This window comes from Microbacterium pumilum, assembly GCF_039530225.1.
In the GTDB taxonomy this organism is placed as follows: Bacteria; Actinomycetota; Actinomycetes; order Actinomycetales; family Microbacteriaceae; genus Microbacterium; species Microbacterium pumilum.
The window spans coordinates 465643-489293 of sequence record NZ_BAAAOH010000001.1; the positions used below are offsets into that span (position 1 = coordinate 465643).

Below are 23651 nucleotides of genomic sequence, written 5' to 3' on the forward strand. Positions count from 1 at the left end.
CCGGGTCGTGACTCTACAACGTTGCACAAACCATAGCGTCGGGCGGGGTGTGCGATGCGAAAGGCGCACGCGAACGATCACGGTCATTCAAATATGTGTTCTAATGTGGGGCTTGTATCAGTATGTGATGCATGCTACTGTTCGTATAGAGATTCTAGGCGGGACCCTTTACGGGAGCTCGTTTGTTGACTGGGTGAAAATGGCGCGGCGACGCGTATGAGACGAATCTCGTTCTCCATTACGTTCACCGGTCGAGCGAGCCCATGACATCCCCCGCTGAATCCGCGCACGAGCCCCCACAGGGCGATGTCCTGCGCGACGCCGAACTGAAGGCGACTTCGTCTCTGGTGGCAGCCTTCGTCGGTGCGCGGACGGGAAAGGGTGCTCTCGACGCACGGGAGATCACCGCGCTGGCCGCCCTGGCCGCCCTCCTAGCCGAGCAGCGTGAGCGGACCAAGGGCGACGAGTCGCGGCACGCCGACATTCCGGGGCGCACGATGGTCGCGGAGCTCGCGTCCGCGGCGCGGATGACCGAGCGCACGGTCCAGCGTCAGTTGGCAGATGCTGCGGACCTGTGCGATCGCTTCTCGCCGCTGGTCACCGCTCTCGCGGAAGGGCGGATCTCGCGGGCCCATGTCAGTGCGATCCATGAGGCCGGCTACGCGATCGCTGACGCCGACGCGCGAACGGTGTACCTCACCGCCGCGATCGAGCGAGCCGCCGAGACCACACCAGCACGGCTCCGCCCCATCGTGCAGGTGCTCGCGGCGCGCGCGCAGCCGCGTTCGATCGACGAACGGCACGGCGCGGCGCGGGCTCTTCGCAGCGTTCGTGTGGTCGACCTCGCCGACGGGATGGCAGATCTCATCTCGACCGTTCCGACGACACTGGCCCACGGCATCCTCGACCGCCTGACGCAACAGGCGCACGCTGTGATCGACGCCCGGCGCACGATCGGCACCGCGGATCCTGCGGCGAGTCTAGGCGAGCCGAAGGGCGTGTCGCTCGATGCGGGTGAGCCGGAGTGTGAGCTCGAGCCCGACATCCGCTCGATGGATGAACTGCGTGCCGACATCTTGTGCGACCTGCTTCTGACGGGTACACCGGAGGCGTGCGTAGCCGGCGATGGGCTGGCGGCGATTCGCGCGATCGTTCAGGTGACGGTCCCGGTGCTCACGCTGGCCGGGAAGGGTAGCGAGCCCGCCGTGCTCGCGGGTCACGGACCGATTGACACCGAGACGGCACGCCAGCTCGCAGGTGGCGCGAAGGGGCTCGAGCGCGTGATGACCTCGCCTCTCGGGCGCCGTGCTCGCGGTCGACCGATACCGGCCGACCAAGCAGCTGAAGCGGTTCCTGGGAGCACGCGACGAGCACTGCAGATTTCCCGGATGCCGCATGCCCGTCTGGCGGTGCCATATCGACCACACGGTGGACGCCGCCCTCGGCGGGGCGACCTGCGAACCCAACCTCGCCCACCTGTGTGTCGGACATCACGTCCTCAAGCACGCCAGCGAGTGGCAGGTGCTCCAACTCGCCGGCGGCGTTCTCGAGTGGACCAGTCCCACCGGCCGGGTCTACATCGACCGGCCCGAGCCGACCCTTCGCTTCGTTACAGACCTTGTCGACCCGCCCGTGCGTCACCTGCTGCATGTCTGGCGCACGGCGCCGCCGGACGATCCCGTGTGGACGTCTCGGGAGTACGGCAGCCCGCCACCGTTCTGACGAAGACCTCGTCCCGTTGAACCGCATGCTGCTGCAGCGCGGCGAGACGGGCTGGTGCAGAGCCGCAGGCGGGTACCGGCAGAATGGGGGTGACCCCCGTTCACGTCTCTGAGGAGTGACATGTCCTGGCTTGTGACCGGCGGCGCCGGCTATATCGGCGCCCACGTCGTCCGCGCACTCTCCGCGGCCGGCCTCTCACCGATCGTGCTCGACGACCTCTCGAGCGGACACCGGGGGTTCGTCCCCGACGGCGTCCCATTCGTCGAAGGAACCATCCTCGACCGTGCGCTGGTCGAAGGCACGCTCCGCGAGCACGCGGTGACCGGTGTCATCCACGTCGCCGGCTACAAGTACGCCGGGGTCTCGGTTCAGCGGCCGCTGCACACCTACGCCCAGAACGTCGAGGGCACGCGCGTCGTGCTCGAGGCCATGGCGGCGGCGGATGTCGCGAGCATCGTGTTCTCGTCGAGCGCGGCCGTGTACGGCACGCCGGATGTCGAGCTCGTCACCGAGGACCTGCCCAAGCGCCCGGCATCCCCGTACGGCGAGTCGAAGCTCATCGGCGAGTGGCTGCTGCGCGATCAGGCGACCGCGACGTCCGATGGGCCGCATCCGCTGCGTCACACCTCGCTGCGGTACTTCAACGTGGTCGGCTCGACGGATGTCGAGGTCTACGACACGAGCCCGCACAACCTGTTCCCGCTGGTGTTCGAGGCGCTGATCGAGGGTCGCACCCCGCGCATCTACGGCGACGACTACAACACCCCCGACGGCACGAACGTCCGCGACTACGTGCACGTGGGCGACATCGCGGCAGCGCACGTCGTCGCGGCGCAGCGGCTCGAAGCCGGCGAGCCCGTCGAGCCCGCGTACAACCTCGGCTCGCGCAACGGACTGTCGGTGCGCGAGATCATGGACGCGATGGCCCGGGTGACCGGCATCGACTTCACGCCCGAGATCGCGGCGCGCCGCCCAGGCGACCCCGACCGAATCGTGGCGACCGGCGACCTCGCCGCCCGCGACCTCGACTGGGAGAACCGCTACTCGGTGGATGAGATGGTGCGCACCGGGTGGCAAGCCCGCCAGGCCGCCGGCTGACGCGGGTCGTCGGCTGACGGCATCCGCTCGTTTCTGGCCCCAGCTCTCGCGAGATCACATGCTCGCGGCGAGCGCACATCGCGTGGACACCGACGACGTGTCACCTCGTCGAGATCATGTGCTCTGGACGAGAGCGGTGAGCGTCAGTGCTGAGCGGGCAATGCGGCCGCGCTGGAGCGCGTGACGAGGGTCGTCGGGACCGTCTCCACCCGACGGCTGCCATCCTCGATCCCCCCGACCAGGGCTGCGACGGCGCGCTCACCCAGGACGTCGAAGTCCTGCCGGACGGTGGTGAGCGGCGGGCGGTAGTCGGCGGCATCCGCGATGTCGTCGAACCCCACCACGCTGACGTCTTCGGGCACGCGCCGGCCGGCCTCGGCGAACGCGCGGATCGCACCGAGCGCCATCTGGTCGTTCGCGGCGAACACGGCCGTGACGGCAGGATCCGCGGCGAGCGCTTCCGCCGCCGCGTGACCGGATGCCGCCGTCCAATCCCCCCGCACGATCTCGGGCTCTTCAGCCCGGTCCTCGGTGAGCGCAAGACGCCAGCCCCGCTCGCGCTCACCGGCTGCGAATGAGGAGGCGGGTCCCGCAAGGAGGTGAACCGTGCGGTGCCCGAGTGCGAGCAGCCCAGCCGTTGCCGCGTGCGCTCCCCCGGCATGGTCCGACTGCACGATGCTGTAGGCCGAGCCGGGATCGTCGATGGGCGCATCCACCACGACGAGTGCGAGATCGCGCGGTGCCGGTGCATCCCGTGCGAGCACCGACGCCTCGTTGAGCACCACGACCCCGTCGACGCCCTGCTCACGCAGCTGCTCGAAGGCCGGGCCGATGCCGTCCGCAGCGCCGAGCGTCACGACGGTGAGTGCGTAACCGCGGGATGCCGCGGCATCCGCCACCGCCTGCAGCATGCGGGAGTTGCCGACGTTCGCGAGCGTCGAGACCACGAGTCCGATCGTCTGCGTGCGACCCGTGCGAAGGGCTCGCGCGGCTCGGTGCGGACGGTACCCCAGCTCCGACATGGCAGCTTCCACGCGCGCCCTGGTCAACGGATCGACTCGCGGGCTCGCGTTGACGACGCGAGACACCGTCTGGCCCGAGACGCCGGCCCGACGGGCGACGTCGGCCATCGACGGACGTCTCTGCTCGCTCATGCCAGTCCCTCTCGCCGCGTCGATCGGTCAGGCGGGATCGAGCCTGTCGAACTCCGCATGTGCCGTTGATGTTGACGTTACCACGGCAGTCACGGTACCGTGTTGACGTGAACATTGCGGATATTCAACTCGAGGAACTCGGCGCCGGCGTCGTGAAGCGCACGACTCGCATGGCCGATGGACGCGCGCTGATCTACTACGACGATCCCGACACGACGCTCGGCCCCGACCGCGCCGTCGACGCTCGCGAAGCCTTCGCGCGACCAGAGACCGCGACGATGCGCCGCGACCCGCTCACCGGAGACTGGGTCTCGATCGCGGCAGCTCGCCAGAACCGTGCCTTCCTGCCGCCAGCCGAGTTGGACCCGCTCGCACCGCAGACGCCGACGAACCCGTCCGAGATCCCGTCCCGCTACGACGTCGCCGTCTTCGAGAACAAGTCCCCCTCGTTCGGCCCCGCCCTCGCCGCCGCGCAGGGCGACGCTCCGTCCGGCGCCGACGCCCCGCAGGGTCTCGACGACCTCGACGCTCCGGGGCTCGGGCGCACCCGCACCTCGGTCGGCCGTTGCGAGGTCGTGTGCTTCAGCCCGGAGCACTCCGGCTCGTTCGGCACTCAGTCCCGCACGCGCGCCCGCACCGTCATCGAGGCGTGGGCCGACCGTACCGCCGCGCTGTCCGCCCTTCCCGGCGTCGAGCAGGTGTTCCCGTTCGAGAACCGCGGCGAGGCGATCGGCGTCACGCTCGCGCACCCCCACGGACAGATCTACGCCTACCCGTACATCACCCCGCGGACGATGAGCCTGCTCGCCTCGATCGACCGCGAGGGGCCTGACCTCTTCGCGCGCATCCTCGAGTTCGAGCAGGGATCGGGGCGCGTCATCCTGACCGGCCAGCACTGGACCGCGTTCGTGCCGTTCGCCGCCCGCTGGCCCCTCGAAGTACACCTGATGCCTCACCGCCACGTGCCCGACCTCGCCGCCACGACGCCGGAGGAGCGCGACGAACTCGCACCGCTCTACCTGCGCCTGCTTCGCGGAGTCGACGCGCTCTACGACTCCCCCACGCCATACATCGCCGCCTGGCATCAGGCGCCCGTTCACCGCGGCCGCGACACCGCACGTCTGCACCTTCAGCTCACGTCGCCCCGGCGCGCTGCGGACAAGCTCAAGTTCCTCGCCGGATCCGAAGCCGCGATGGGCGCGTGGATCGGCGACATCCCACCCGAGACCTCCGCCGCGCGCCTGCGAGATGCGGTCGCATCGATTCCGGAGGTGACCGAGTGAGCACCCCGCAGACCTGGTCGGCGCCCGGCCGTGTCAACCTCATCGGCGAGCACACCGACTACAACGACGGGTTCGTCCTGCCGTTCGCGATCCAGCACCGCACGCACGTCGAACTGACACCGAGGGACGATCGCGTCATCCGCGTCTCGTCCTCGTTCGACGACGACGCCATCGAGGTGGCGCTCGACGACCTGGACGAGCTCTTCCCGGCACGACGCGACGAGGTTGCGGAGTGGGCGCGTTATCCGCTCGGCGTCGCCTGGGCCCTGCTCCACGCCGCCGAGGCGAGCCCGGATGCCGCCCCCGGCGTCGAGCTGCGGTTCACGTCAGAGGTGCCTGTCGGCGCCGGCCTCTCTTCGTCGGCGGCGATCGAGGGCGCGACCGCTTCGGCGCTCAACGACACCTGGAACCTCGGGCTCGATCGCGTCACGCTCGCCCAGGTGGGCCGACGTGCCGAGAACGAGGCCGTGGGAGCCCCGACCGGGATCATGGACCAGATGGCGTCGATGCTCGGCAGAGCGGATGCGGCGATCTTCCTGGACTGCCGATCGCTCGAGGCGACGGTGGTCGACCTCGGCTTCGCCGCCGCCGGCCTCGAGCTGCTCGTGATGGACACCGGCGTGAAGCACTCCCACGCCACCGGCGGCTACGGCGAACGCCGTGCGTCGTGCGAACTCGGCGCCTCGATCATGGGCGTGCCGGCGCTGCGGGATGTGTCGGTCGACGATCTGCCCCGGGCGGCCGAGCTGATGGATGACGTCACGTTCCGCCGGGTGCGACACATCGTCACCGAGAATCAGCGCGTGCTCGACACGGTGCGCGTGCTCGGCGAGGACGGACCAGCCGCCATCGGCGACCTCCTCGTCGCGTCGCACGTGTCGATGCGAGACGACTTCGAGATCTCGGTCCCCGAGCTCGACACCGCGGTCGACGCGGCGCTGGCCGCGGGTGCCGTCGGCGCGCGCATGACCGGCGGGGGCTTCGGCGGAGCGGCCATCGCGCTCGTCACCCACGACCTCGTCGAGAACGTGAAGGACGCCGTCACCGCTGCCTTCGCGGCATCCGGGTTCACCGCCCCCACGATGTTCACCGTGGTGCCGTCCCCTGGCGCCGGCCGCGACTGACCCGGCCGCTTCCTCCCGATCACGCGCCCCTTCCCTGCCGTTTACGGACGCGACACGCCGTCTCACCCCGAGGGCGCGCGGCGTGTCGCGTCCGTAAGCGGAGGGTGCGGAGGCGTCAAGCCCTCGCGCGAACGGAGACGCCGTCCTAACGTCGAAGGTGGGCTGCGGCATCCGACCGTACCCAGAAGGAGCGACCGTGGCGCACATCATCGTCGGTACCGAGAACTCGGCAGACATCGACCTCTACTACACCGATCAGGGATCGGGCCAGCCTGTGGTGCTGATCCACGGTTTCCCCCTGAACGGCGAGTCCTGGGGCAAGCAGCAGGCCGCACTGCTGGATGCCGGCTATCGCGTGATCGCGTACGACCGACGTGGCTTCGGGGCCTCGACCAAGACAGGATCGGGGTACGACTACGACACGTTCGCCGCCGACCTGCATGCCCTCATGGAAGACCTCGACCTGCATGACGCCGTGCTCGTCGGCTTCTCGATGGGCACCGGCGAGGTAGCGCGCTACATCTCGCGCTACGGGAGCGCCCGAGTCGCGAAGGCGGCGTTTCTCGGATCGCTCGAGCCCTACCTGCTGAAGACCGACGACAACCCTGACGGCGCCGGACCCCAGGACTTCTTCGACGGCATCGCGGACTCGGTCAAGCAGGACCGCTACGCGTTCCTCGCGGGCTTCTACACGGACTTCTACAACCTCGACGACAATCTCGGCTCGCGGATCTCGCAGGAGGCCGTCGACGCCAGCGTGCAGGTCGGCAACCTCATGGGCAACGCGGCCATCGCCGCCGCGCCGCTGACCTGGCCGACCGACTTCCGCGCCGACATCCCGGCCATCGACGTGCCGGCGCTCATCCTGCACGGCACTGCCGACAACATCCTGCCGATCGACGCCACCGCACGTCGGTTCAAGGAGCTGCTGCCCGAGGCGGTCTATGTCGAGATCGAGGGCGCGCCGCACGGCCTGCTCTGGACCCACGCCGACCAGGTCAACGAGGCGCTGCTGGCGTTCCTCGCGACCTGAGCCGAGCCTCTCCTAGTCGCCCTGGGGTCGCAGCGCGCGCAGACCCGCGACCGCGAGCGGCACGAGCAGCACCAGCAGGGCGACGACGACGGCTGCGATGCCGATTGCCTGGTTCGACGGGTCGCCGGTCAACCGGCCGACGGCGAGCCACGAGAGTCCCCACGCGAGTGCGATGCCCGGGGCGACCCGCCATCCGCTCGCCCAGGCGATGCCGAGCCCGATCACCGCGACCACTGCAAGGACGGCCAGACCCCAGGCGGAGGCGGCATCCGCCCACGATTCGGGCACGATCCCGGTGAGCCAGGCGGCGATGTTCGCGACGGTGGCGAGGGTGACCCAACCCAGGTGCAGACCCGTCACCCCGTCGATCAGCAGCGCATCGACCCAGCCGCCGCGGGGCGTGCGAGTGACGACGGAGATGCGGAACGTGATGCACAGCGCGATGAGCAGCAGCACGATGACGACGACGGTCCATTCGATCGTCAGCAGCTGCGCGGCGACGAGCCACAGCCCGTTGAGCACGATCGTCAGGGCGATCCACCACCCGATCGCACGCTGCCGTCCCGACGCCCGCTGACTCGGCAGCGCCTGCCAGACGACGTAGGCCGCGAGCCCCAGGTAGATGACCGACCAGATGCTGAACGCGGGCGTCGCGGGCGCGAGATACGAGCCCTGGGCGGAGAGCTGACCGCCCTGCGAGTTCTGCACCTCCGTGCCGCCGAGCCCACCGACGCCGACCGCCACCGCCACCAGTGTGAAGCCGAGTGCGGAGATCACCGCGATCTGACGGACCAGATCGAGGGGGGTGGATGCCGCGGCATCCTTTTCGCGCGTCGTCGAGGTCTCCGTCATGGAACCACGGTACGTGCGCCGGGGTCCGCGTACGCGGGGTTGACACGGCGGATCCGGTCGTGCCCCTCCCCCGGCCGCCCCGATACCGTTACGGACGCGACACGCCGCCCCGCCTCGGCGGTGAACGGCGTGTCGCGTCCGTAATCGGCAGTCGCTACTGGGGGGCATTCGCCATCGCGATGAGGCCGTCGATCATCTCGGTCGTGATGCCGCCCTCGCCGGCGGCGAACATGCCGGCCCGGCCGATCGGGAACGACTCCATCATCTTCGTCATGTCCACGCCCTCCGGCATGATCGACGTCGCACCCTCCATGCCGCCCATCATCTGGGCGATGGCAGCCTGCACGATCGGCCCGACCACGGGGTGCGCCATGACCTCGCCGATCGACGATGTGCGCGACAGCGTCAACGCGACCGGATCGCCCTCGACGGTCACGGACACCGACGAACGGATGTCGCGGCTCGACGCCGCGACGTCGAAATCGTAGTCACCGCCCTCAACGACCCAGCTGTCGGTGCGGATGTCCCAGTACGCGAGGTCCTTGCGGCGCACCGTGAGCACCACATCGCGGCTCTCACCGGCCTCGAGCGCCACCGACGCGAACGCCTTGAGCTCGCGCTCGGGGCGCTGCACGGCTCCGCCCGGGAGCGACGTGTAGACCTGCACGACCTCTCGGCCGGCGCGGTCACCGGTATTCGACACCGGTACGCGCACCTCGACATCACCGTCGGCGCCGACCTGGGCGGTCGCCGGACCATACGCGAAGGTCGTGTACGAGAGTCCATGCCCGAATGGGAATGCGACGTCCATGTGCCGCGCGTCGTACCAGCGGTAGCCCACGAACAGTCCCTCGCCGTAGCGGACGTGCGAGAACTCGCCCGGGAAGTCGAGGTATGCAGGAGTGTCCTCGAGGCGCAGCGGGATCGTCTCGGTGAGCTTGCCCGAGGGGTTGACCACACCGTAGAGCACGTCGGCGATCGCGCCGCCGCCGGCCTGGCCGAGCAGCCAGCCTTCGACGATCGCGGGCACCCGGTCGGCGAAGGGCAGCGCCACGACACCGCCGTTCGAGAGCACCACGACGACGTTCGGGTTGACCTCGAGCACGGCATCGAGCAGTTCGAGCTGGTCGGCCGGGAGATCGATGTCCTCGCGGTCGTAGCCCTCGGACTCGAGGCGGGCAGGGAGGCCGAGGAACAGCACGGCGACCTCCTGGTCCGCGGCGAGCGCGACGGCGTCCGCACGGAGTCGCTCGACCTCGGCAGGATCGGGGTCGACGGCGATCGAGAAGCCCTGCGACTGGAAGACGTAGTCCTCGTTCGCGTGCGCGACGATCTCGAGCGCGACGTCGTCGACGCGCGTGGGGTTGATCATCGACGAGCCGGCGCCCTGGAAGCGCGGCTGGTCGACGAACGCGCCGATGAGGGCGACGGAGCGGTAGCGCTGCAGCGGCAGCACAGTGCCTGAGCCTGTCGCAGGGGCCTCGTTCTTCAGCAGCACCATGGAGCGGCCCGCCGCCTCGCGCGCGAGTGCATGGTGTGCATCGACGTCGAGCGGACCGTCGATCCGACCGGCACCTTCCGAGGCCTTGCGCACCAGTTCGAGCACTCGACCGGCGGCGACATCCACGACGGACTCCTCCAGCGAGCCGCCCTGCACCGCAGCCACGATCTGCGCGTCGGTGATGCCCATGGACGACGGCATCTCGAGGTCCATCCCGGCGGCGAGGCCCGGAACGCGCTCGTTGACCGCGCCCCAGTCCGACACCACGAGACCCTCGAAACCCCACTCATCGCGCAGCACCTTGGTCAGCAGCCACGGGTCCTCCGACGCGTACACGCCGTTGATGCGGTTGTACGAGCACATGACGGTCCACGGCTGCGCGTCTTCGACCACGCGCTCGAAGCCGCGGAGGTAGATCTCGCGCAGCGGCCGGGGGTCGACATCCGACGACGACCGCATGCGGTCGTTCTCCTGGTTGTTCGCGGCGAAGTGCTTGAGCGAGGTGCCCACTCCTTTCGACTGGATGCCGCGCACGATCGCCGCACCCAGCACACCCGAGACGATCGGGTCCTCCGAGAAGTACTCGAAGTTGCGACCGCAGAGCGGCGAGCGCTTGATGTTGATGCCGGGACCGAGCAGCACCGCCACGTTCTCGATCGAGGTCTCGATGCCGAGCGCCTCGCCGACGCGCGCGACGAGGTCGACATCCCACGACGAGCCGATGCCCACCGCCGGCGGGAAGCAGGTCGCCGGCACGCTGTCGCCGAGGCCGAGGTGGTCGCCGCCCCCGCGCTGCTTGCGCAGCCCGTGCGGGCCGTCGGTGACCATGATCGACGGGATGCCGAGCCGCTCGATCGGCTTGGTGTACCAGAAGCTCGCGCCGCTCGTGAGAGATGCCTTCTCTTCGAGGGTCAGGTCGGCGACGGTGGCGGCTGCCCCGCGGGTCGTGGTGTCGGTCATGTCGACCATCCTTTCGTGGGAACGGGAATCAGCGTGTGGCCTTGATCGGCCAGATCGCGAAGGCCCCGAGCAGGCCGAGCACGATGGCGACGGGGAACAGCGCGGCGTAGCCGAACGCGAGCGCGATCGCTCCGGCGATGCCGGGGGCGAGGGTCTGCGGCAGCGTGGCGGCGATGTTGACGATGCCGAGGTCCTTCGCGAACGACTTGGCCGACGGCAGCACCTCGCTCATCAGGGCGGTGTCGACCGCCTGGAACATGCCGAAGCCGAACCCGGCGACGAACGTCATGATCAGCCACGACGTGAAGTCCGGCCAGATCCACGGCAGCAGGAAACCGAGCGCGACGACGGCCGCCGAGCCGAAGACGAAGGGCTTGCGGCGGCCGACCCTGTCGGACAGCGGCCCCGAGACGGCGGTGGAGATGAGGATGCCGACCAGGCTCAGCAGTCCGAGCAGAGGGATGACCGCTTCCGGCGCCTCGACATGGAAATAGTCCGTGAGCAGGTACAGCTGCAGACCCGTGACGGCGAAGTAGCCGGTGTAGAGCAGGAGCCGACCGGTGAACGCCCAGAAGAAGTCGGGGTGCTTCACCGGGTTGACCCAGAACGTCCGGACGAAGTCGCCGAACCGGAAGGGCTCCTTGCGCATCTCGGCGCTCGAGTAGTCGGGGTTGAAGACGATGAACAGGGTGAGCAGCACGATCGCGATGACGGCGAAGATGACGTAGCCGAGCGTGATGCTGTGGAAGAACATCGAGCCGACGATCTGGCCGCCGATCGCACCGACCATGAGGCCGATGCCCGACAGCGCCGCGAACGTGCCACGGCGCTTCAGCGGCACGCGATCGGGCATGACCGCCGACAGCGGACCCTGCGAGAAGTTGAAGCAGATCTGCACGAGCGTCCACGCGAGGATGATGCCCACGACGGAGTTCGCGGCCGCCAGACCCACGAGCGACAGAGACCCGGCGAGCGCACCGAGGATGATCCACGGTGCCCGGCGTCCGAACGTCGAGCGGGTGCGGTCGGAGATCTGCCCGGCGATGGGCTGCGCGAGCATGGCGGCGAAGGCTCCGACCGTCGCCACGACCGTGTAGACCGCGAGCTTCTGCTCGTCGCCGAACTGCAGGGCGATCTGCTGCGGGAGCAGGATGCCGGGAACCGCGCCCCACACCAGGAAGATTCCGAGGTTCGCGGGGATGATCCACCACATCAGGCGGCGGAGACCCTTCACGGGTGCGGGCGGGTCATCGTTCCCTGCGGCCTCGGCGAGGAAGGTGTTCTCCGTCATCGGCTCGGCGATGCGGGAAGGTGCGTCTGACATCGTTGTCGGGTGTTCCTTTCGGAGCCGCCTTGGCCCCTCGTCGAAAACCATACGATATTTGGTTTTGAGAAATCAAGCGTTGTTCGGTTTACTTCAGTTATGGCAGACAGCCGAAAGGGCCAGCGGGGTTCCTACGCCAAGGGCGTGGCGAAGCGAGAGGAGATCCTCGAGCGGGCGCTCGAGGTGATCGCGCGCGAGGGGTATCGAGGGGCATCCGTCAAAGTGCTCGCCGAAGCCGTGGGCCTCAGCCAGGCGGGACTTCTCCACTACTTCGACAGCAAGGAAGAGCTCTTCACCGAGATCGTGCGCAAGCGCGACGAGGTCGACATGCGCCACTACGGGACGGACGCGTTCGACGACGCGACCATTCCCGGTCTCCGCGAGGGCTACGTCTCCGTCATCCGTCACAACAGCGACGTTCCCGGGCTCGTCCAGCTGTACTCGCAGATGTCGGTCGACGCGGCGGATGCGCAGCATCCCGCCCACCGCTTCTTCATCGAGCGCGGCGAGAACCTGCGCGCCGTCTTCGCGTCGGTGATCGCCGAACGCAGCCGGTCGGGCGAGATCACCGACCAGATCGATCCCGAGGTCCTCGCGCGCATCTTCCAGGCCGTCGCCGACGGCTTGCAGCTGCAGTGGATGCTGGAACCCGAGGTCGACATGGCCGCCATCGTGGAGCAGCTGTTCGATCTGCTCACCCACACCCCGACAGACAGGATCACCGATGATCGCAGCAACTGAGGCTCCGGTCGTGAGGATCGCGCCAGGCGCCGTGCGCGGCTTCTGGCGCGGCACACCCGGCGCGCCCGGGGCTTCGGCCGCGTTCCTCGGCATCCCGTTCGCGAAGGCGCCGGAGGGCGACCTCCGGTTCGAGGCTCCGGTTGCGCCCGACCCGTGGGACGACGTGCGCGACGCCGTCGAGTACGGTGCGACTGCGCAGCGGGGCGACTCGGGGATCACGCTGATCCCCGAGCCATGGGTGCCTGGCGAGTCCACGCTGAACGTCAACGTGTTCACGCCCGTTCCGGGCGAGTCGTCGGCATCACTGCCGGTGCTGGTGTACATCCACGGCGGCGGCTACATCGCCGGATCGCCCGCAAGCCCCTGGTATGACGGCCGAGCGTTCAACCGCGACGGCGTCGTGACCGTCTCGTTGTCGTATCGCCTCGGCTTCGACGGCTTCGGGCATATCCCCGGTGCACCGTCGAACCGCGGGGTTCGGGACTGGCTCGCGGCGCTCGAGTGGGTCCGCGAGAACATCGCCGCGTTCGGCGGCGACCCCTCGCGCGTCACCATCGCGGGGCAATCCGCCGGTGGCGGAGCGGTGCTGACACTGCTCGGGATGCCGGTGGCCCAGCACCTGTTCCACGCGGTCTGGGCGCTCTCGGGCGCCCTCGGCGACGTGACTCCGGAGCGGGCACGAACGCTGTCCGCCCGACTGGCGGGTCTTGCGGAGGTCTCGCCGACGCGCGAGGGATTCGCCTCGCTGCCCGAGGATCGTCTGCGCGAACTGCAGGAGCGAGCCGGATCGGCCGACGACGGCAAGCCGCTGGCCGGCGTCCGCACGCTGCTCGACGAGGGACTCCCTTGGGGACCGATGATCGACGGCGACCTGATCACCCGCTCGACCCTTGAGTCGCTCGGGGCGGGCGTCGGCGCCGAGAAGCCGCTCGTGCTCGGCGCGACCGACGACGAGTTCACGATGATCGCCGACGGGCAGAAGGGCAAGCTGCGCTTCATCCCGGTCTCGCTGGCGCTCGGCAGGATGGGCCTGGATCGCCCGGCGCGGAAGGCCTATCTCGCCGCGAACAAGGCTCAGCGGTCGAAGGGCACGGCGGCGATGCTCGGACGCTTCATGACCGACCGCCTCTTTCGCACCGGAGTAGTACGGGTCGCCCACACTCGTTCCGCGGCCGACGCGGACTCGCCGACGTGGGCATATCGCTTCTCATTCAGGTCGCCCACGATGGGATGGGCGGTCCACTGCCTCGATGTGCCGTTCTGGTTCGACTGCCTCGAGGCGGACGGCGTCAGCGCGATCGCCGGCGACGCGCCTCCCCGGGCTCTCGCGGCAGCGGTGCACGATGCCGCCGCCGCGTTCGTCCGGGACGGCGACCCCGGTTGGACGCCGTGGTCGCCCGACCTCGAGTCGGTGCGGGTGTTCGGCGGCGACCCCACGGTTCCCGCGGTCGTGGCAAACGGCTACGCGAGCGTCGACGCGCTGGTCTGAGCCGCGCCCGCCCGCCCCTTGACCGTTACGGACGCGACACGCCGCGCCGCTCGCCCGGGCGACGGCGTGTCGCGTCCGTAAACGGCGAAAGGGGGTGGGGTCACGCCAGAGCGGCGATGACTCCGCGCTCGAAGAGTTCGACCCCGGAATGGTCGTACGCAGCCTCCGGGAAGTAGTGGATGGAGTAGCCGAGGCCGTGCTGGGCACGGCGGGCGAGCCGCTCGGCCACCTGCTCGACCGTGCCGAAGCCGTCGGAGGTGAGGTAATCGTGCTCGATCACGTCGGCGCGCTTCTCGCCGACGAGCGGGAGCAGGCGGGCCTTGACGGCAGCGAGCCGATCCAGGGCCTCGGCTTCGGTCGCACCGACGATCGTGTTGAAGTTCGACGAGCGCGTGATGTCGGTGAAGTCGCGCCCGAGCGTGTCGCAGTGGCCGCGCAGGATGCCGCTCTTGTGGTCGAACTCTTCGAGCGAGCCGGCGAAGTTCGTGTAGCTCGCGTACTGGGCCGCGATCTTGAGAGTGACCTTCTCGCCGGCGCCCGCGATCCAGAAGGGGATGCCGCCATCCTGCAGCGGCAGCGGGCGCACGATCGCGCCGTCTACCTGATAGTGCTCGCCATCGAGCGTCGCGGTGCCGGTCGTCCACGCCTGATGCATGATCTCGACGCCCTCCCGCAGCTTCGCGAGGCGCTGCGGGATCTCCGGGAACCCGTAGCCGTACGCGCGCCACTCCTGCTCGTACCACCCGCCGCCGATGCCCATCTCGACCCGGCCGCCCGAGACGATATCGATCGTCGCGGCGACCTTCGCGAGGTACGCGGGGTTGCGATATCCCATGCACGTGCACATTTGTCCGAGGCGGATGCGGTTCGTCGCCGCCGCGAACGCCGCCATGAGGGTCCACGCCTCGTGCGTCGCCTCCTCGGTCGCGACCGGAACAGTATGGAAGTGGTCGTACACCCACAGCGATTCCCACGGCCCCTCATCAGCACGCTGCGCGAGCGTCGCCATGACGCGCCACTGGTCGGCCGGCTTGATGCCGACGAGATCGAGGCGCCAGCCCTGGGGGATGAAGGTTCCGAATCGCATGGCCCCCAGCATAGGTCGCAGCGGTTGCCGACCGGTCAGTCGATCACCGTGGCATCCGGCATCCGCTGTCTCATCACCGCGATCGCCTCGGGATTCTCATCGACGAGCACCGCGTGGCGGCCGAGCGCCGCCGCCACGGCACCGGTCGTGCCACTGCCGGCGAAGAAGTCGAGCACGCGATCACCAGGGCGGCTCGATGCCTGGATGATCCGGCGCAGGATGCCCTCGGGCTTCTGCGTCGGGTAGCCGGTCTTCTCACGACCCGTCGTCGGCACGATCGTGTGCCACCAGACGTCGGTCGGCAGTTTCCCCCGTTCGGCTTTCTCGGGCGTCACGAGTCCGGGCGCCATGTACGGCTCGCGGTCGACCGCCTCGGAGTCGAACCAGTACCGTGCGGGGTCCTTGACGTACACGAGGATCGTGTCGTGTTTGGTCGGCCAGCGCTTGCGCGTCTTCGCGCCGTAGTCGTACGCCCAGATGAGTTCGTTGAGGAACCTGTCACGTCCGAACAGCGCGTCGAGGAGCACCTTGGCGTAGTGCGCTTCGCGGTAGTCGAGGTGCAGGTACAGCGTGCCGTCGTCGGCGAGCAGCCGCCACGCCTCTTCCAGCCGCGGCTCGAGGAAGCCCCAGTAGTCGTCGAACCGGTCATCGTATGCGCGCAGATCCCCGCGCAACCGCTCGTACTCACGACCGTGGAACCCGCGGCGGACGACGGATGCGGCATCCGCAGTGCCGGAGGAACTCGCCGTCTCGACCGCGCGCTCGCGTGTCCGCCCGGTGTTGAACGGCGGGTCGAGGTAGATCAGGGTGAACGAACCGTCGTCGAGGCCGCGGATGACGGAGAGGTTGTCGCCGTGATGGATCTCGACCGTCGCGGTCACGGCACGCGGCGCAGCCACGCGTCGGTCGAGAACTTCGACTCGACCAAGGCCTCGGCCTCGGCGTATTCCTCATCGGTTATGGTGCCGGGCACCGCTCCGTAGAGGTTCGTGAAGGTCCCGATGAACCGCTCGATGATCGCCTCACGCGGCAGCCCGGTCTGGCGGCGCAGCGGGTCGACCCGCTTGGCGGCCGACACGGTTCCCTTGTCGCTCAGCTTCTCTCGCCCGATCCGCAGCACCTCGGTCATGACCTGGCCGTCCATGTCGTAACTCAGGGTCGCGTGGTGCAGAACACCGCCGTTCGCCAGCCGCTTCTGAGCCGCTCCGCCGATCTTGCCCTGCGGCGAGGCGATGTCGTTGAGCGGCTGATAGGTCGCCTCGATCCCGAGTGAGCGAAGCGCCTGGAGCACCCAGTCGTCGAGGAACGCGTACGAGTCCGCGAACGTCATGCCCGAGACGAGGGATGCCGGCACGTACAGCGAGTAGGTGACGATCGAGTTCGCGGCCATCATCATCGCGCCGCCGCCCGAGATCCGTCGCACCACGTCGAACCCATGGCGCGCCGCACCTTCCGGGTCGACCTCGTTGCGCAGCGACTGGAACGAGCCGATCACGACGGCCGACTCATTCCACTCCCAGAGCCGCAGCGTCGGTCGCCGTCGCCCGTCGCCGACCCGGCCCGTCAGCACCTCGTCGAGGGCGAGGTTCATGCGCGGCGACACCGGTCGCTCGTGCACGACCTCCCAGTCGAAGTCACCCCAACCGGGCGCCGTCACGAGAGCCCGGCGCACCGCCGTGCCGACGGCCTCTGGGGTGAATCCGAGCAGCTGTGCGCCGTCGGGGAGCGCGGCACGCACGGCCGCGGCGATGGCGGCGACATCCGACTCGACGGGCAGCCCCGAGACCGCCGCATCGATGTCGGCGAGCGCCGTGTCGGGTTCGAGGAAGAAGTCGCCCGCGAGCTGGAAGTCGGCGATGCGACCATCGCGCTCCTCGAGGTCCACGACCACGAGCTTTCCGCCGGGGACCTTGTATTCGCCGTGCATGGTGTCAGCCTAGACGGGGGCCGGATGCGGGGTGCCCGGACGGAATCCCTCGGCGCAGACCGCGACGCGAGCCGCGGGGCCGGATGTCGGTAGATGGCCCCGCGACGTGCGTCAGCGATCGTCAGCTTGTCGTGCAAGCCCTGCCGTTGAGCCAGAAGATCCACGGAGCGTTCGCCGCGCCCTTGCCGGTGACGACGATCGCGGCCTTCTTGCCTGGGCCCAGTCTCGGCTGCAGCTTGCCTGCGGTCACCGTGACATCCGCGCCGATCTGCTGGTACGAGCCGCCGACCACCGCCGTGACCTTCTGGGCGCCGTCGAACGTCCACGACAGGGTCCACGGCTGGACGGCGGCGGTGCCCTTGTTCTGCACGACCAGCGCAGCGATGAATGCCTTGCCGACCTTCGTTCCAGAGACCTTCACGTGGCAGTCGAGCGGGGCCAGTGTCGGATTCGACAGCGACACCAGCTCGCGCGCCTGCTCGACGAACCACTGGCCGGCTGCCGGGTCCTCGATGTTCCGGGCGGGGTCGAGCGGACCTCCCGTGCCGCGATAGCACTGGCCATCCGACTCGCCGGGCACCTTGATCCACAGGTAGGCGTCGACCAGGGTGTCGTCCGTCGACGTGGTCGGCAGGGCTCCGAGACCGCGATCCGGCGGGTTGCACCAGTCCTCGTGCACCGGATACGTGTCGGCGGGGTACTGCCATGGCCCGAGCCCGTTGCGGCTGGTGTCGACGACGAAGTGCGTCTTCGGCACGGTGTCGCCGAGCTGGCTCGCATAGCGGGACTCGACGCCGGCGGTGTTGAGCGCCGGGTCTGCGGCATCCGCCGACCACTCGCCGTACTGCGACATCGCGACGCCCGTCCAGTTGTTGGCCGGACCGCCGTTCCAGTACTGGTTGCCGCAGTCGGCGAAGCTGCCCGCCTTCTCGGTCACGAATGCGATGCACGACGACACCCACGTGCCGAAGTACGTCGAGTTGACGGTGAACTGGTAGTTCGAGGCGTTCAGGAAGAATCCGTCCGCGCGCTGCACGCCGCCCTTGAGCAGCCGGTCCGAGATCTCGCCGACGTTCAGCCAGCTCGCTCCGGTGCCGTCGAGGTAGACCGACGTGCTCCCGCCGGCCTTGAGCGCGTCGACGGCGTAGTTCAGCTGTGCGAACCGGTCGGATGCCGCGGTCGCGGCATCGAGCTCGGCGGGCTGGCACCACTCAGGGTTGCCGTCGAGCGTCGTGTAGTGAGGGATGATGCCGAGGCCATCGGGTTCGAGGATGACCGTCGCCTCACGGCCTCCGATCCCCGACGCGACACCGTCGATCCAGTCTTCGTACGCCTCCGTGTCGGCGGCCCCGCCGGCGGAGTACTGCGCACAGTCGCGGAACGGCAGGTTGTAGGCCACGATGACCGGCATCTTGCCGTGCGCGGCTGCGGCATCCACGATCTCGTCCACTGCGGCCTGCGCCTCAGCGGGTGTGCCCTTCGTGATCCAGTCGGCGGAGGGGATGCTGCCCAACAGCTGGGCATCGGCCCGCGCCTGACCCGACAGCGACTGGGCCGCCTCGAGCGTGGTGCTGTAGGGGTTGAGGTAGAGGTCGGAGCCGGCGAGTCCGCCGTCGTCCTCTGCCGCGCCGGCCGCGGTCGGTGCCAGGGCGCCCATCGCCAGCGCCAGTGAGCCGGCGACCGCGAGAGCGGTCGTTCGAATGTTCGTCGTGCGTGTCATGTCTCTCCGGGGTCGTCATCGGCCTGCGCCGACGGCGTCGTCGGCGGTGAGAGTGCACATCCGTGGAGAGGGATCTCGTGGGAGCGCTCCCATGCATGCGCACGTCGCCAGAATGCCGCTTCGACGGTCGGGCGTCAAGGGTGCGAGCGCGCACGGAGGCGATGGCTTCCGCTCGCGAACCAGGGGTTTCCTGCCGAACTCTGGGACGCCGCCCGCTGGCTGGGCGCGCTCAGTCGCGCGCCGGGAACCGCTCGTCGAGCCACGCCAGCAGGTCGCCGCGGACATCCGCCTGCATGGTCTCGTTGAAGATCTCGTGACGCGCGCCGGGGTAGACGAGCGTCGTCACGTCGGTGAGTCCCGAGCGCGTGCGGTAGGCGTCGGCGAGCTTGTGCACGCTGCGCGGGCCGCCCACCGGGTCGTCCCGCCCCACCATCAGCAGCGCCGGGATGTCGCGACCGAGATTCTTGCGCGGTCGACCGTAGAACCGCAGCTGGTCGGTGAGACTGAACAGCTGCGAAGCCGGCGAGGTGGTGGTGAGCGGATCGTCGATGAACGCCTTGCCCACTTCCAGGTCGGACGAGAGCCACTCGGTCCCCATCGCGTCCGGCGTCTGCCACTTCGCATTCAGGCCGCCGGGGTGGAGAGATCCGGGTATGCGCAGCGCGGAGCCGGTGAGCACGAACGCGTCGTAGGCGGAGGGGTGGGCATTGAGCAGCATCTGCGCGATGAACGACCCGCCGGAGTGTCCCAGCAGGATGAGGGGGAGTTCCGGATTGTCCGAACGGACGAGCTGGGTCAGCTGCCAGACCGCGGCGACGGCGGCACGAAGCCCACCCGGCCCCGGACGGCCGAGCTTGGCGGCATCGCCCCCGTGTTGCGCCATACCGGTGCGGCCGTGCCCACGGTGGTCGTTGGCGTACACGGTGAAGCCATCGGCGGTGAGGGCGTCGATCAGGGCGCCGTACCGTCCCGCGTGCTCCCCCAGGCCGTGCACGAGCTGGACCACCGCGCGCGGCGTCGTCTTCGCGGGGTGGATGTCGTAGACGATCGCGATGCCGTACGCATCGATGAACTCGGGCATGCCGACGAGTTTAGGCTTGCGCTTCGCACGGTGCTCCCAATATCAATTTCGCTAGATAAGCTAGCTAAATGACCAGAGATCTCCAAAGCCGCCGCTGGCTCGGTCTCGTCTTCATCAGCGTCGCGGTCTCGCTCATCATCGTGGACTCCACGATCGTCAACGTCGCGATCCCCTCGATCGTCGACGACCTCGGCATCACGTCGACGCAGGTGCAGTGGGTGCAGGAGGCCTACACGCTCGTCTTCGCTTCACTGCTGCTGGTCTTCGGCAGCCTCGCCGATCGATTCGGGCGACGACGGATGCTGCTGATCGGCGTCGTGATCTTCGCCGTGTCGTCGGTGGCAGCCGCCTTCGCACCGACCGGAGACCTCCTGATCGCGGCGAGGCTCGTGCAGGGCGTCGGCGGAGCTATGGTCCTGCCGAGCACGCTCTCGGTCATCAACGCGACCTTCCGCGGCCGTGAGCGCAGCATCGCCTTCGCCGTATGGGGATCCACGATCGGAGGGATGGCCGCACTCGGGCCGCTCCTGGGGGGCTGGCTCACCACGGACTTCTCGTGGCGGTGGGCTTTCGGGATCAATGTGCCTCTCGGCATCCTGATCATCGCCGGAGTGCTGTACGCGGTCGCCGAGTCCCGCGAGGAGTCTTATCGATCGATCGACATCGTCGGCGCACTGCTCGCCGTGATCGCGAGCGCCTCGCTCGTCTTCGCCCTCATCGAGGGCCGTTCCTACGGGTGGTGGGCCACGGAGACAGCCCCGAGTGTGGGCGACTGGACCTGGCCCTGGGATGTCTCGCCCATCCCCTTCGCGCTGGCCATCGCGGTGGCCGCCACCATCGGCTTCATCGCGTGGGGCCGCTACCGCGAGCGCCGGGGTCGATCGACCCTGATCGCCTTCTCGCTGTTCGCCATCCCCTCGTTCCGCAACGGCAACGTGGCGGCGATGGTCGTCTCCCTCGGAGAGTTCGGCATCATCCTGTCGCTCCCGCTCTGGCTGCAGTTCGTGATCGGCTTCAATGCGCTGCAGACGGGCTTCGTGCTGCTGGCGCTGGCGATCGGATCGTTCGTGGCCAGCGGCGCCGCCGGCGCCTCCAGCGGAAGGATCGCGCCCGTGACCATCGTGCGCGTCGGCCTCGCCGCCGAGATCGTCGGCGTCGCGGGGATCGGTGTGGTCGTCGGCGCCGACACATCCTGGGGGTGGCTGGTGCCATTCCTCTTCGTCTATGGTTTCGGGGTCGGGCTCGCGACCGCGCAGCTGACCGGTGTGGTGCTCTCGGGTGTTCCGGTCCGCGAGAGCGGGCAGGCGTCGGGCACCCAGTCCACCTCGCGACAGGTGGGATCCGCGTTGGGCATCGCGATCCTCGGCACGGTGCTGTTCACGAGCACGGCAGCGTTCCTGACCGCGTCGCTCGATGACCGGGGAGTGCCGGCGGTCCAGCGCGACCAGGTCGTCTCCTCGGTGGTCGACAGTGCCGGTGCCGCGATCCAGGGACTCGAGGCATCCCCCACGACCGCCGCGATCGCCGACGACGCGAAGGATGCGTTCTCGCAGGGCACGCGTCTCGCGGCGTTCACGGCCGCTGGATTCCTGACGCTCGGCTTCCTCGCGACGCTCTCACTCGGCTCCGGGCGGTCGAAGGACGAGAGCGACGACGAGGGCACGGAGGATGCGGCGGCAGTCGCCGAACCGTCGGTCTGACATTTACTTAGCATGACTAATGAGCTATGCTAAGTAACTACATGAGCACCGTCACTCCCGCACACCACACCGAGCCCGCCGCCGACCTCTCTGCGTCGGCATCCGAACTCCGCATCGCGACCTTCCGGCTCGCGAGGCGCATGCGAACCCAGCGAGCGGTCGACTCGATGAGCGACGGACAGTTCGCGGTGCTCGCCGGACTCTTCATCCACGGCTCGCACACCCTCGGTGAGCTTGCGGATCGCGAGCGGGTCTCGGCGCCGTCGATGAACCGAACGGTCAACTGTCTGCAGGAGTCGGGCTACGTTCGCCGTTCGGCGGACGAGACCGATGGGCGCAAGGTCGTGATCTCGCTGACGGATGAAGGCCGCGCCGTCGTCGACGAGACGGCACGGCGACGGGATGCCTGGGTCGAAGAGGCACTGGCCGACCTCACCGCCCGCGAGCGGAAGACCATCGCCGACGCCGCGAAGATCATGCAGCGGATGGTGGCCCGATGAGCGCGATGTTCCGCTCGTTCTCGGTGTTCAACTACCGCGTCTGGTTCATCGGCGCCCTGGTGTCGAACATCGGCGCCTGGATGCAGGCGACGGCTCTCAGCTGGGTCGTCCTCACCGAACTCACCGACAACAACGCCGCGGCGATGGGCGTGACGATGGCGCTCCAATTCGGTCCGCCCCTCGTGCTCGTCGGAGTGACCGGCTGGGTGGCCGATCGCTTCGATCGCCGCAAGCTGCTGATGCTCACCCAGAGCCTTCTGCTCGTGCTGGGTCTCGCGATCGGCGCCCTCATCCTCGCCGGGATGATGACCCTGCCGATCATGTTCGGCTTCGCCCTCGCCCTCGGCTGCGTCGCCGCATTCGACAACCCTGCGCGTCAGGCATTCGTCTCCGACCTGGTGACCCGCGAGAATGCGTCGAACGCCGTCGCGCTCAATGCGGCCTCGTTCAACGGGGCCCGCATGATCGGCCCCGCGGTCGCCGGCCTCGTCATCGTCGCGGTCGGCACCGGCTGGGTGTTCATGGTCAATGCCGTCACGTTCCTCGGCATGATCGCGGCGCTCCTGCTCATCCGCGGCGGAGAGCTGATCCCCCGCGTCAAGGCCTCGGGCTCATCGCGGCTCGCCGACGGATTCCGCTATGTCGGGCGCCGGCCCGACCTCATGGTGACGTTCGCAATGGTGTTCCTGGTGGGCGCGTTCGGCATGAACTTCCCCATCTACGCCTCGACGATGGCGATCGAGTTCGGTCAGGATGCCGACGGGTTCGGCCTGCTCAGCTCCATCCTCGCGATCGGGTCGCTGACCGGTGCGCTCCTCTCGGCGCGGCGCGACAGGGCACGCATCCGGGTCGTGATCGGTGGCACGCTGCTGTTCGCCGTGGCGGCGTCGGTGTCTGCATTCATGCCCACCTACTGGGCATATGCCGCAACGCTGATGTTCACGGGGTTCGCGGTGGTCACGATGCTCACGACGGCGAACGGATATGTGCAGACCACCACGCCGCCGGCACTGCGCGGACGGGTGCTCGCGCTCTACATGGCGATCCTTATGGGCGGCACCCCGATCGGAGCCCCCGTCGTCGGATGGGTCGCGGCCCAGTTCGGGCCGCGAGTGGCGATCCTCATCGGAGCGGCCGCCGCCCTCATCGCGTTCGGAATCGGCGCGACGTGGCTGCTGGTCTCGGGGCGCCTGCACCGTCACGAAGACAAGCGCTTCCGGCTCACGATCGACGAGACCCGGCCGATGTCGGTCGTCGGTCCAGAGCAGTTCAGCGACGAGGTCGCCTCGACGACGCCGATCCCGCTCTCGCAGGAAGAGCGGATGGCCGCCACCCGCTCCCGCGTGGGCTGAGGG

The 23651-nt window shown here is 68.9% G+C and carries 19 protein-coding genes and 1 pseudogene; 11 read left to right on the plus strand and 9 right to left on the minus strand.

The features are described 5' to 3' along the window. Window positions 1-263 precede the first annotated feature (263 nt). The 3 genes and pseudogenes from ABD188_RS20180 to galE form a co-directional block, all read left to right on the plus strand. A pseudogene (locus ABD188_RS20180) lies at window positions 264-1280 on the plus strand (DUF222 domain-containing protein); the annotation flags it as partial. A gap of 115 nt (window positions 1281-1395) precedes the next feature. Continuing rightward, the gene (locus ABD188_RS02115; RefSeq protein ID WP_344058066.1) at window positions 1396-1722 is read left to right on the plus strand and encodes a hypothetical protein; all 327 of its coding nucleotides are present in this window, start codon (window positions 1396-1398) and stop codon (window positions 1720-1722) included. Between the two features lie 120 nt (window positions 1723-1842). Continuing rightward, the gene (gene galE / locus ABD188_RS02120) at window positions 1843-2820 is read left to right on the plus strand and encodes a UDP-glucose 4-epimerase GalE (protein WP_344058068.1); all 978 of its coding nucleotides are present in this window, start codon (window positions 1843-1845) and stop codon (window positions 2818-2820) included. Between the two features lie 143 nt (window positions 2821-2963). On the opposite strand, the gene ABD188_RS02125 is transcribed toward galE, so the two are convergent. After that, the gene (locus ABD188_RS02125) at window positions 2964-3974 is read right to left on the minus strand and encodes a LacI family DNA-binding transcriptional regulator (RefSeq protein WP_425561318.1); all 1011 of its coding nucleotides are present in this window, start codon (window positions 3972-3974) and stop codon (window positions 2964-2966) included. Between the two features lie 170 nt (window positions 3975-4144). Here ABD188_RS02125 and galT point away from each other — a divergent pair, with 170 nt between their 5' ends. The 3 genes from galT (at window position 4145) to ABD188_RS02140 (ending at window position 7414) form a co-directional block, all read left to right on the plus strand. Then, complete coding sequence (galT, locus tag ABD188_RS02130) at window positions 4145-5257, plus strand: galactose-1-phosphate uridylyltransferase (RefSeq protein WP_344066808.1); 1113 nt, start codon at window positions 4145-4147, stop codon at window positions 5255-5257. Next, the gene (gene galK, locus ABD188_RS02135; protein ID WP_344058070.1) at window positions 5254-6381 is read left to right on the plus strand and encodes a galactokinase; all 1128 of its coding nucleotides are present in this window, start codon (window positions 5254-5256) and stop codon (window positions 6379-6381) included. The genes galT and galK overlap by 4 nt, the downstream gene beginning before the upstream one ends. Window positions 6382-6577: 196 nt before the next feature. Continuing rightward, window positions 6578-7414 carry an alpha/beta fold hydrolase gene (locus tag ABD188_RS02140; protein WP_344058072.1) on the plus strand — a complete coding sequence of 279 codons (837 nt, stop codon included), beginning with the start codon at window positions 6578-6580 and terminating at the stop codon, window positions 7412-7414. A 12-nt stretch (window positions 7415-7426) separates the two neighbouring features. Here the strand turns inward: ABD188_RS02140 and ABD188_RS02145 are convergent, their stop codons facing one another. From ABD188_RS02145 to ABD188_RS02155, 3 genes are all read right to left on the minus strand, one after another. Then, a complete protein-coding gene (locus ABD188_RS02145; protein WP_344058074.1) occupies window positions 7427-8266 on the minus strand; it encodes a TspO/MBR family protein in 840 nt (279 codons plus the stop codon). A 154-nt stretch (window positions 8267-8420) separates the two neighbouring features. Beyond that, on the minus strand, window positions 8421-10727 hold the full coding sequence (locus ABD188_RS02150; RefSeq protein WP_344058076.1) for a glycoside hydrolase family 3 C-terminal domain-containing protein: 2307 nt from the start codon (window positions 10725-10727) through the stop codon (window positions 8421-8423). A 28-nt stretch (window positions 10728-10755) separates the two neighbouring features. Then, window positions 10756-12051 (minus strand): MFS transporter, encoded by a 1296-nt coding sequence (locus tag ABD188_RS02155; protein WP_344058077.1) that lies wholly within the window; start codon window positions 12049-12051, stop codon window positions 10756-10758. Window positions 12052-12150: 99 nt separating this feature from the next. Here ABD188_RS02155 and ABD188_RS02160 point away from each other — a divergent pair, with 99 nt between their 5' ends. Together ABD188_RS02160 and ABD188_RS02165 are read left to right on the plus strand one after the other, a co-directional pair. Continuing rightward, window positions 12151-12792, plus strand: a complete 642-nt coding sequence (locus ABD188_RS02160; RefSeq protein ID WP_344058078.1) for a TetR/AcrR family transcriptional regulator — start codon at window positions 12151-12153, stop codon at window positions 12790-12792. Next, on the plus strand, window positions 12776-14281 hold the full coding sequence (locus ABD188_RS02165) for a carboxylesterase/lipase family protein (RefSeq protein ID WP_344058080.1): 1506 nt from the start codon (window positions 12776-12778) through the stop codon (window positions 14279-14281). Before ABD188_RS02160 ends, ABD188_RS02165 begins: the two co-directional genes overlap by 17 nt. Before the next feature lie 100 nt (window positions 14282-14381). Here the strand turns inward: ABD188_RS02165 and ABD188_RS02170 are convergent, their stop codons facing one another. From ABD188_RS02170 to ABD188_RS02190, 5 genes are all read right to left on the minus strand, one after another. Continuing rightward, window positions 14382-15368: an LLM class F420-dependent oxidoreductase gene (locus ABD188_RS02170; protein ID WP_344058082.1), complete on the minus strand. Its 987-nt coding sequence runs from the start codon at window positions 15366-15368 to the stop codon at window positions 14382-14384. A gap of 35 nt (window positions 15369-15403) precedes the next feature. Further along, a complete protein-coding gene (locus tag ABD188_RS02175) occupies window positions 15404-16249 on the minus strand; it encodes a DNA-methyltransferase (protein WP_344058084.1) in 846 nt (281 codons plus the stop codon). Then, window positions 16246-17295 carry a lipoate-protein ligase LplAB gene (lplAB, locus tag ABD188_RS02180; RefSeq protein WP_344058086.1) on the minus strand — a complete coding sequence of 350 codons (1050 nt, stop codon included), beginning with the start codon at window positions 17293-17295 and terminating at the stop codon, window positions 16246-16248. Before lplAB ends, ABD188_RS02175 begins: the two co-directional genes overlap by 4 nt. A 121-nt stretch (window positions 17296-17416) precedes the next feature. After that, the gene (locus tag ABD188_RS02185; RefSeq protein WP_344058088.1) at window positions 17417-19015 is read right to left on the minus strand and encodes a glycoside hydrolase family 6 protein; all 1599 of its coding nucleotides are present in this window, start codon (window positions 19013-19015) and stop codon (window positions 17417-17419) included. Between the two features lie 229 nt (window positions 19016-19244). Next, window positions 19245-20096 carry an alpha/beta fold hydrolase gene (locus ABD188_RS02190; protein WP_344058090.1) on the minus strand — a complete coding sequence of 284 codons (852 nt, stop codon included), beginning with the start codon at window positions 20094-20096 and terminating at the stop codon, window positions 19245-19247. Window positions 20097-20164: 68 nt separating this feature from the next. On the opposite strand from ABD188_RS02190, the gene ABD188_RS02195 reads away from it, so the two are divergent. Genes ABD188_RS02195 through ABD188_RS02205 form a run of 3 tightly spaced genes read left to right on the plus strand, consistent with a single transcriptional unit; the run spans window position 20165 to window position 23648 of the window. Beyond that, complete coding sequence (locus ABD188_RS02195) at window positions 20165-21796, plus strand: DHA2 family efflux MFS transporter permease subunit (protein WP_344058092.1); 1632 nt, start codon at window positions 20165-20167, stop codon at window positions 21794-21796. Between the two features lie 41 nt (window positions 21797-21837). Continuing rightward, window positions 21838-22296 carry a MarR family winged helix-turn-helix transcriptional regulator gene (locus ABD188_RS02200; protein WP_344058094.1) on the plus strand — a complete coding sequence of 153 codons (459 nt, stop codon included), beginning with the start codon at window positions 21838-21840 and terminating at the stop codon, window positions 22294-22296. Further along, on the plus strand, window positions 22293-23648 hold the full coding sequence (locus ABD188_RS02205; protein ID WP_344058097.1) for an MFS transporter: 1356 nt from the start codon (window positions 22293-22295) through the stop codon (window positions 23646-23648). Before ABD188_RS02200 ends, ABD188_RS02205 begins: the two co-directional genes overlap by 4 nt. Window positions 23649-23651 lie beyond the last annotated feature (3 nt).